General features: G+C 63.7%; 5 protein-coding genes. 2 read left to right on the top strand and 3 right to left on the bottom strand.

The window, feature by feature from the left end; translation table 11 throughout:
• Window positions 1-135 precede the first annotated feature (135 nt).
• Both BGO16_RS01505 and BGO16_RS01500 read left to right on the top strand, forming a co-directional pair.
• On the top strand, window positions 136-1,551 hold the full coding sequence (locus BGO16_RS01505; protein ID WP_292616629.1) for a lytic murein transglycosylase: 1,416 nt from the start codon (window positions 136-138) through the stop codon (window positions 1,549-1,551).
• A gap of 154 nt (window positions 1,552-1,705) precedes the next feature.
• Window positions 1,706-3,364 carry a DUF459 domain-containing protein gene (locus BGO16_RS01500; protein WP_292616570.1) on the top strand — a complete coding sequence of 553 codons (1,659 nt, stop codon included), beginning with the start codon at window positions 1,706-1,708 and terminating at the stop codon, window positions 3,362-3,364.
• Window positions 3,365-3,570: 206 nt separating this feature from the next.
• Here the strand turns inward: BGO16_RS01500 and BGO16_RS01495 are convergent, their stop codons facing one another.
• The 3 genes from BGO16_RS01495 to gltB form a co-directional block, all read right to left on the bottom strand.
• The gene (locus tag BGO16_RS01495) at window positions 3,571-3,969 is read right to left on the bottom strand and encodes a hypothetical protein (RefSeq protein WP_292616627.1); all 399 of its coding nucleotides are present in this window, start codon (window positions 3,967-3,969) and stop codon (window positions 3,571-3,573) included.
• A gap of 175 nt (window positions 3,970-4,144) precedes the next feature.
• The gene (locus tag BGO16_RS01490) at window positions 4,145-5,599 is read right to left on the bottom strand and encodes a glutamate synthase subunit beta (protein WP_292616566.1); all 1,455 of its coding nucleotides are present in this window, start codon (window positions 5,597-5,599) and stop codon (window positions 4,145-4,147) included.
• 173 nt (window positions 5,600-5,772) lie between these two features.
• Window positions 5,773-9,221 (bottom strand): glutamate synthase large subunit (gltB, locus tag BGO16_RS01485; RefSeq protein ID WP_292616564.1); only part of this gene is annotated, 3,449 nt, incomplete at its 5' end.

Genomic DNA, 9,221 nt, shown 5'->3' with positions numbered 1-9,221 from the left:
AACCGCGACCGATTTCCGCACCCGCCTTAAAAAAGACCATCCGTTAAGCCGATGGAAACCGTGACAGGGCCTCCTGACATCGGGGATACTCATCGAAATGGGTCAGCCATGATCACGACGGCGATGCAGTTCAGGATGCGCGGAATAGCAATGGCGGCGGCGATCGTGACGCTTGCGGTGCCCGCGCTGCCCGCCGAGGTGCGCGCGCAGGCATCGAACGGCAACGGCATTCAGGGTTTCCTCGACAATCTCTTCACCGGCTCGCTTGCAAAGCGCGAACAGGGCGCGTCCCTGGCGCCGCACGGTGGATCGCAGGAGGTTCAACCCGCCCCGAAGCAGCCCGCGAGTTCGGCCGCCTTGCCATGGAGCGGCGAGGATGGGGCGTCGGGCCATCCGCTCATGACCGCGGGCGCGATCCGCCAGGCGGCAGCGAATTTCCCGAACTGCGTTGCCGCGATGTGGCCGGATGCGGCGCGCCGTCACGTCACACGTGAGAATTTTGAACGCTTCACCGCGGGACTGTCGCCCGATCTGCGCATCATGGATCTGATGGATTCACAGCCTGAATTCACCAAGGCGATATGGGATTATCTGGATATTCTTGTCAGCGATGCGCGTCTTGCACGCGGGCGGGAAATCCTTGCGACCTACAAGCCGCAATTCGATGCGGTCGAGAAAGCCTATGGCGTCGATCGCTACGCGATTGCGGCGATCTGGGGCATTGAATCGAACTATTCGACCCAGATGGGCGACCGCAGCGTGCTGCAATCCACCGCGACGCTGGCCTGCATCGGCCGCCGCCAGAATTATTTCCGCGACGAATTCCTGTCGGCGCTCGAAATTCTCAACCGCGGCGACCTGCGGCCGGAGCAGATGCGCGGCTCGTGGGCGGGCGCGTTCGGTCCCACGCAGTTCATGCCGACGGCGTTCAAGCGCTACGCGGTCGATGGCGACGGCGACGGCCGCCGCGACGTGGTCGATGACCCCGCCGATCTGATCGCCTCCACCGCGAACAACCTGAAGAAGGACGGCTGGCAGACCGGCAAGACCTGGGGCTACGAGGTCGTGGTGCCTGCCAACTTCAACTACATGATGGCCGATCGCGCCAAGGCGATGACACTGGCGCAGTGGGAGCATCTCGGCATCCGGCGTGCCGGCGGCAAGGCCTTCCCGCATCCGGCGGACCGGGCCTATCTGCTCGCGCCGGCCGGCGCCGAGGGGCCGGGCTTCCTGATGTTGCAGAACTTTCGGGTGTTCATGAAGTACAACCCCGCGGAAGCCTATGCGCTGGCGATCGGTCATTTTGCCGACCGGCTGCGCGGCGGAGCGCCGTTCGTGCAGCCGTGGCCGCGCCAGGAACGCGTGTTGTCCCGCGCCGAGCGGCTCGAACTGCAGCAGCTTCTGGTCCAGCGGGGTTTCTATCGCGGAACCCCCGACGGCCAGTTCGGCAGCCTGACGCGGGAGGCGCTGCGCAGCTTCCAGGCCTCGATCGGGGCGCCGGCCGATGGATTTGCATCGTCCGACGTGCTGGAACGGCTGCGGCAGCGGTAGGGTCGTCAGGAGTCGGCATCGATCTCCTGAAACGGCGCGCCTGCCGTGCTCTTGACGCCATGGGCCGATGCCCGGCTTGTGAGGCGAAGGCCGCCTGCTTGCGGCCCGATTTTGCTGCTATAGTCGTTGCCAGCTTCTCTTTTCGATCGCGCACATGCCCGGACCGAAATCGTTGTTCCGCAGACTGACCGAGCGAGGGCCATTGATCGCGCTGGCCATCGTTGCGACGCTGATCGCCGCGCCGGCATCGGCGCAATTCTTCAATTTCGGATTCGAGCAGCAGCGTCCGGCGCATCGCGGCGGAGGCGGGGGCTGGTTCGGCTCCGACAATCCGTTCTTCTCCCCTTTTCAGGAACCGCCGCCGAGGCAACAGCGCCCGCAACGCCAGCAGCGGCCGGCGGAAAATTATTCGCACGCGCCGCCGCCTGAAAAACGCGACACCGTGCCCGAGCGCAACGTGGTCGTGCTCGGCGACGCCATGGCCGACTGGCTTGGTTACGGTCTCGAAGATGCCTTGAGCGAAACACCCGACATGGGCGTGATCCGCAAGCACAAGACCGTCTCCGGCCTTATTCACTATCAGCCAAAGGGCGAACCCGCGGATTGGGCGGCTGCGGCGAAGGCCATTCTTGCGGCCGAAAAGCCGGAAGCCATCGTGGTCATGCTCGGCCTGCACGACCGCGTGTCGATTCGCGAGGCGCTGGAGAAGGAGAAAAGCGGCAAGGCGGAGGACAAGAAGAAGACCGATACCGACAAGAAGGATGCCAAGAAGGAGGCGAGCAAGGACACGAAGGACGCGAACAAGAAAGAAACGGAGACCGACAAGGTGGATGCGGTTTCCGCCAAGCCCGACGACAAGCAGGCGGATTCCGAATTGCCGCCCGAAGACGTCGAGGACGATTCGCCTTCGACCGGAGAGAAAAGCGCGCGCTCACCCAACGGCATCGCCGAGTTCCACAGTGATCGCTGGGCCGAACTCTACAGCAGGAAGATCGATGAGATGATCGCGGTCCTCAAGTCAAAGGGCGTGCCAGTGTTCTGGGTCGGCCTGCCTGCGGTGCGCGGGACGAAATCGACATCCGACATGCTGTACCTCGACTCGCTCTATCGCGCCGCCGCGGACAAAGCGGGCATTACCTACGTCGATATCTGGGACGGTTTCGTCGACGAGAGCGGTCGTTACATCCAGCAGGGACCGGACTTTGAAGGCCAGATCCGGCGGCTGCGCTCTTACGACGGCGTGTACTTCACCAAAGCGGGCGCGCGCAAGCTCGCGCATTATGTCGAGCGCGAGATCACGCGCGTTTTGGCGGCGCGGTCCGGCCCGGTTGCAATTCCTACCGAACCCGGCACGCCCGACACCGACGTCAAGCCGGGACAGCCTGCGCCGCGTCCGCTCGCCGGACCGATCGTGCCGTTGACGCTGTCCTCGGTCGGAAGCGACCAGTTGCTCGGCGGTCCCGGCAGCCATTCCGCCGCAATTGATGCGCTGGCGGCGCAAACCTTGGTAAAGGGCGAGCCGTTGACCGCGCCCGCCGGGCGCGCTGACGATTTCGTCTGGCCGCGCCGCGAGGTCGGGCTTGAGCCAGCCAAGGCCGACGCGCCGGTTGCAACGAATAACTCCGCTCCGGCTCCGGCATCGCAGCCGAAGAAGCCGCGCGCGGCGCATTCCGCCGGACAGGCCCGTCCGGATGGATCACCGGGATTCCGCACTTCCCCACCTTCCCAGCAGGCGTCGAGACCGCACGCCGCATCGCGTCCGCCCGGCAATTCCGGACCGGCTGGGTTTTTCTCGGACCTGTTCTCACGCTAGAGCCTCTCCGCTTCTGATGGAATCAGAAGCGGAGTTCTATGTTCTTGATTGAAGAATTTTCTGGACGCGAACCGGTAGCCACTTCGCTTGAAAACGCTATAGATCGGGGCCGCGCACCAAAACGCTTGGCCCGGCTTTGTTGTGAGCGCGCGCGACGAAATCCTGCGTTTGAAAGTCGATCGGCGGACATGAGGTCTGTCGCGATCTTATTCCCCGAGTTGCATTCTGTAGTCGTCGAGCACGCCCTGCACGCGGTAGCAACTCGCGACATCGGGCGTGAAGCTCACCCACTTTTTTTCGGACTCGACGAACACTTGCGAATCCTTCCCGCCCTGCGTGCGGCCGACCTCCATATTGGCCTTGTCGGATTTGGAAAGATAAGGAGCCAGCGCTCTCAGGAGATCGTCGGTCTGACCGGACGTGATCAGGCTTTGCTCCTCGCAACGTGCGGCGGCCGCGAAAAAAGAACCGGCGCTGACGGCGACGCTACGCGACATCGCCCATCCCGGCGTTGGGATGACGACGATCAAGAAAACGATCCAACGCGATGCCGCCACTTTCGCCGCCCCCTCACTTTGGCGTGAGAGTAACGTGCGGCGGATCACGATCAATTCACAGATTGTCTCTGTGCACTGTTACGTTTGCGCGTGTGGATGACCGGACAGGTTCAACATTCTCGACGCAATTATCTGCAACTCCCGACAGCTACGCGAGCGTTGTTTGCGTCTGTTATGATCGAGGTTTGATCGGTAACCGCAGCAAAGAACAGCTTCGTGCGGCTCACTGCGGCAGCGTGGTTGTACCCATCAGCGTCTGGTCGATGGAGCGTGCGCACAGGCGCCCTTCGCGAATCGCCCAGACGACCAGCGACTGGCCGCGACGCATGTCGCCCGCCGAAAACACCTTGGGCAGCGAGGTGCGATAGTCCTGCATGTTGGCGCGAACGTTGCCGCGCTGATCACGTTCGAGGCCGAGCGTCGTGAGCATGCCCTCATGCACCGGATGCACAAAGCCCATCGCAAGCAGCACGAGATCGGCATCGAGTTCGAACTCGCTGCCGGCGACCGGCTGGAATTTGTCGTCGACGCGAATGCAATGCAGCCTGGATACCTTGCCGTTCGTGCCGGAAAACTTCTGTGTCAGCACCGCGTAGTCGCGCTTGGCGCCCTCGGCCTGACTCGATGACGTGCGCATCTTCAACGGCCAGTTCGGCCAGGTCAGCGCCTTGTTCTCATGCTCGGGCGGCGCAGGCATGATCTCGAGCTGCGTCACTGACTTTGCGCCTTGCCGGAACGAGGTGCCGATGCAGTCGGAGCCGGTGTCGCCGCCTCCGATGACGACCACATGCTTGCCAGTGGCGAGAATATCCGGCGCGTCGAATTTTTCATTGCCGTTGCGGCGGTTTTGCTGCGGCAGGAAATCCATCGCGAAGTGAATGCCGTCGAGATCGCGGCCGGGGATCGGCAGATCGCGCGGAGCTTCTGCGCCGCCGGTCAGGGCCACCGCGTCGTAATCCTTGACCAGCTGCTGCGGATCGATCGCGCCGGCCGAGCCGCCGCCGACCGGGCTCCCGTAATGGAAAATCACGCCTTCGGCCTGCATCTGCGCCAGCCGGCGGTCGATGATGTGCTTCTCCATTTTGAAATCGGGGATGCCATAGCGCAGCAAACCGCCGGCCTTGGCGTTCTTTTCGTAGACATGCACCTCGTGACCGGCGCGCGCGAGTTGCTGCGCGCAGGCGAGGCCGGCTGGACCGGAGCCGACCACGGCCACTTTCTTGCCGGTCTTTTGCGACGCGATTTCCGGCTTCAGCCAGCCGTTCTCCCATGCGCGATCGACGATGGCGCATTCGATCGTCTTGATGGTGACGGGATTGTCGTCGATGTTGAGCGTGCAGGAGGCTTCGCACGGCGCCGGGCAGATGCGGCCGGTGAATTCCGGAAAGTTGTTGGTGGAGTGGAGTGTGCGCGAGGCTTCTTCCCAGTCGCCGCGATAGACAAGGTCGTTGAAGTCGGGGATCTGGTTGTTGACCGGGCAGCCGGGCGTGCCGGGCGCGACCGAGCCGGTGCCGTGGCAATAGGGAACGCCGCAATTCATGCAGCGCGCGGCCTGATCACGCGTCTCCTTCTCGGACAGCGGAATCACGAACTCCTTGAAGTTCTTCACCCGCTCCGAGACCGGCGCGTACTTGCGGTCGTGCCGCTCGATTTCCAGAAAACCCGTGATCTTTCCCATCGGACCTGATGCCTTTAAAGTTCGTCTCGTTCTGATCCAGTTGTCCCGGGCGCGATGCGGCGCAACACGCCGCTTCGCAGAACCGGGATCGTCACACAGACCATTCCCGCAACGGCCCCGGATCAGCAGCGCACCATTCGTGGCGCGCAGCGTCCGGAATACGCCGGCCCGGCTTACGCCCCGATCGCGATTTTCGGTTCGGCGTCCGCGTTGGCCTTCATTTCCTTCAGCGCGCGGCGGTATTCCACCGGCATCACCTTGCGGAATTTCGGCAGATAAGCCTTCCAGTTCGCAAGGATGTCGGCGGCGCGCCTGGATCCGGTGAGCTTGGCGTGGCGCGTGATCAGAACGTGCAGGCGCTCGACGTCGGAGTTCAGCAGGTTCTGGAACACGTCGACCCGGCCGTGCGCCTCGAGGTCGCCGCTGTGGTGATAGGTGCCGGCATTGATCATCTCTTCCGACAGCACCGGCTCGAGATCGACCATCGCGAGGTTGCACAGCTTCGGAAAGTCGCCGGCCTCGTCAAGCACGTAGGCGACGCCGCCGGACATGCCGGCCGCGAAGTTGCGCCCGGTCTTGCCCAGCACGACGACGATGCCGCCGGTCATGTATTCGCAGCAATGATCGCCGGCGCCCTCGACAACGGCGACCGCGCCGGAGTTGCGCACGGCGAAACGCTCGCCGGCGACGCCGCGGAAGTAGCACTCGCCCTCGATCGCGCCGTACATCACAGTGTTGCCGACGATGATCGATTCCTCCGGCACAATGCCGGAGTTGGCCGGAGGACGCACGATGATGCGTCCGCCGGAGAGGCCCTTGCCGACATAATCGTTGCCTTCGCCTTCGAGATCGAAGGTGATGCCGCGACAGAGCCACGCGCCGAACGCCTGTCCGGCGGTGCCCTTGAGGCGGACCTGGATGGTGTCGAGTGGCAGGCCGGCATGGCCGTAGACCTTCGCGACCGCGCCTGACAGCATCGCGCCGGCCGAGCGGTCGGTGTTGTTGATGGCGGTCTCGATCGTTACCGGCGCGCCGCGGTCGAGCGCCGGTTTCGCCTCCGCGATCAGCTTGCGGTCCAGTATCTTGTCGAGGTGATGGTCCTGCGCCTCGACATGATAGATCTTCTGACCGGGCGCTTCCTTCTGCCGGTAGAATAGCCTCGAGAAGTCGAGCCCCTTGGCCTTCCAGTGGGTCACCAGCGCGCTCTGGTCGAGCATCTGCACCTGGCCGATCATCTCGTTGAAGGTGCGGTAGCCGAGTTGGGCCATGATCTCGCGGACTTCCTCGGCGACGAAGAAGAAGTAGTTGATGACGTGCTCGGGCTGGCCGGTGAAGCGCTTGCGCAGCACCGGATCCTGGGTGGCGACGCCCACCGGGCAGGTATTGAGATGGCACTTGCGCATCATGATGCAGCCGGCGGCGATCAGCGGCGCGGTGGCGAAGCCGAATTCATCTGCACCAAGAAGGGCACCGATCACCACGTCGCGGCCGGTGCGGAAGCCGCCATCGACCTGCACCGCGATGCGTGAGCGCAGCCTCTCGCGCACCAGCGTCTGATGGGTCTCGGCAAGCCCGATCTCCCACGGCGAGCCGGCGTGCTTGATCGAGGTGAGGGGGCTTGCGCCGGTACCGCCCTCGAAACCGGCGATGGTGACGTGATCGGCGCGGGCCTTGGCGACGCCGGCGGCGACCGTGCCGACGCCGATTTCGGAGACGAGCTTCACCGAGACCAGGCTCTGCGGATTGACGTTCTTCAGGTCGTAGATGAGCTGTGCCAGATCCTCGATCGAATAGATGTCGTGATGCGGCGGCGGCGAGATCAGACCGACGCCGGGCGTCGAATGGCGCACGCGCGCGATGGTGGCGTCGACCTTATGGCCGGGCAACTGTCCGCCTTCGCCAGGCTTGGCGCCTTGCGCCATCTTGATCTGCATCATGTCGGAGTTGACGAGATACTCGGTGGTGACGCCGAAGCGGCCGGAGGCGACCTGCTTGATCGCCGAACGCATGGAATCGCCGTTCGGCATCGGCTTGAAGCGGTCCGCTTCCTCGCCGCCTTCGCCGGTATTGGACTTGCCGCCGATGCGGTTCATCGCGATCGCGAGCGTGGTGTGCGCCTCGCGCGAGATCGAGCCGAAGCTCATCGCGCCGGTGGCGAAGCGCTTGACGATCTCCTTGGCCGGCTCGACCTCGTCAAGGGCGACAGGCTTGCGGTTCTCATCCTCGGCGGTCTTGAACTTGAACAGGCCGCGCAGCGTCAGCAGCCGCTCGGACTGTTCGTTGAGGATCTTCGCGAACGCGCGATAGCGCTCCTGCGAATTGCCGCGCACGGCGTGCTGCAGGTTAGCGACCGACTCCGCGGTCCAGGCGTGATCCTCGCCGCGGGTGCGGTAGGCGTATTCGCCGCCGACATCGAGCGCGGTCTTGTAGATCTGCACGTCGCCGAACGCGTCCGCATGCCGGCGCACGGTTTCTTCCGCGATCTCAGCAAGGCCCACCCCCTCAATGCGGGTGTGCGTGCCGGCGAAATACTTGGCGATGAATTCGGCCTTCAGCCCGACAGCGTCGAAGATCTGCGCGCCGCAATAGGACTGGTAGGTCGAGATGCCCATCTTCGACATCACCTTGAGCAGGCCCTTGCCGATCGACTTGATGTAGCGCTTGACGATTTCCTTGTCGTCGAGGCTGCCGGGCAGGCGGTCCTTCATCGCGATGATGCTCTCGAACGCGAGATAGGGATTGATCGCCTCCGCGCCGTAGCCGGCGAGGCAGGCGAAGTGATGCACTTCCCGCGGCTCGCCGGATTCGATGACGAGGCCGACCGAAGTGCGCAATCCGACGCGGATCAGGTGATGATGCACAGCCGCGCAGGCGAGCAGCGAGGGGATCGGAATCCGGTCGGTGCCCACCATGCGGTCGGACAGGATGATGATGTTGACACCTTCGCGCACGGCAGCTTCTGCGCACGCGCAAAGCTCGTCGAGCACCTGCTCCATGCCGGCCGCGCCGTGGCCCGAGTGGAAGGTGATGTCCAGGGTGCGCGAGACGAAGTGCGAGTCCGCGACATCGGAGATCGAACGGATCTTCTCGAGGTCGGCGTCGGTGAGGATCGGCTGATGCACCTCAAGACGCTTGGTGGAGGCGAGTCCTTCGAGATCGAACAGGTTCGGCCGCGGCCCGATGATCGAGACGAGACTCATCACCAGTTCTTCACGAATCGGATCGATCGGCGGGTTGGTCACCTGCGCAAAGTTCTGCTTGAAATAGGTGAAGAGCTGCTTCGGCCGGCTCGACAGCGCCGAGATCGGCGTGTCGTTACCCATCGAGCCCGAGGCTTCCTCGCCGATGGACGCCATCGGAGTCATCAGGATGTTGACGTCTTCCTGCGAATAGCCGAACGCCTGCTGGCGATCCAGCAACGGCAGGTTCGAACGCGTCGCCTTGACCGGCGCGTCCGGCAGATTCTCGACCTGGATCTGGGTGCGGCCGAGCCACTCCCGATAGGGATGGCTGTTCGCCAGAGTAGCCTTGATCTCGTCGTCGGGAATGAGGCGTCCCTGTTCGAGGTCGACCAGCAGCATCTTGCCGGGCTGCAATCGCCACTTGGTGACGATCTGGTCTT

The organism is Nitrobacter sp. 62-23 (assembly GCF_001897285.1).
Lineage (GTDB): Bacteria > Pseudomonadota > Alphaproteobacteria > Rhizobiales > Xanthobacteraceae > Nitrobacter.
This window is presented reverse-complemented; position numbering and strand designations above follow the sequence as displayed.

Bases quoted from the DNA above. Each gene is read 5' to 3' on its own strand.
- BGO16_RS01505 (WP_292616629.1), top strand. From the start codon at position 136: ATGCGCGGAATAGCAATGGCGGCGGCGATCGTGACGCTTGCGGTGCCC.
- BGO16_RS01500 (WP_292616570.1), top strand. From the start codon at position 1,706: ATGCCCGGACCGAAATCGTTGTTCCGCAGACTGACCGAGCGAGGGCCA.
- BGO16_RS01490 (WP_292616566.1), bottom strand. From the start codon at position 5,599: ATGGGAAAGATCACGGGTTTTCTGGAAATCGAGCGGCACGACCGCAAG.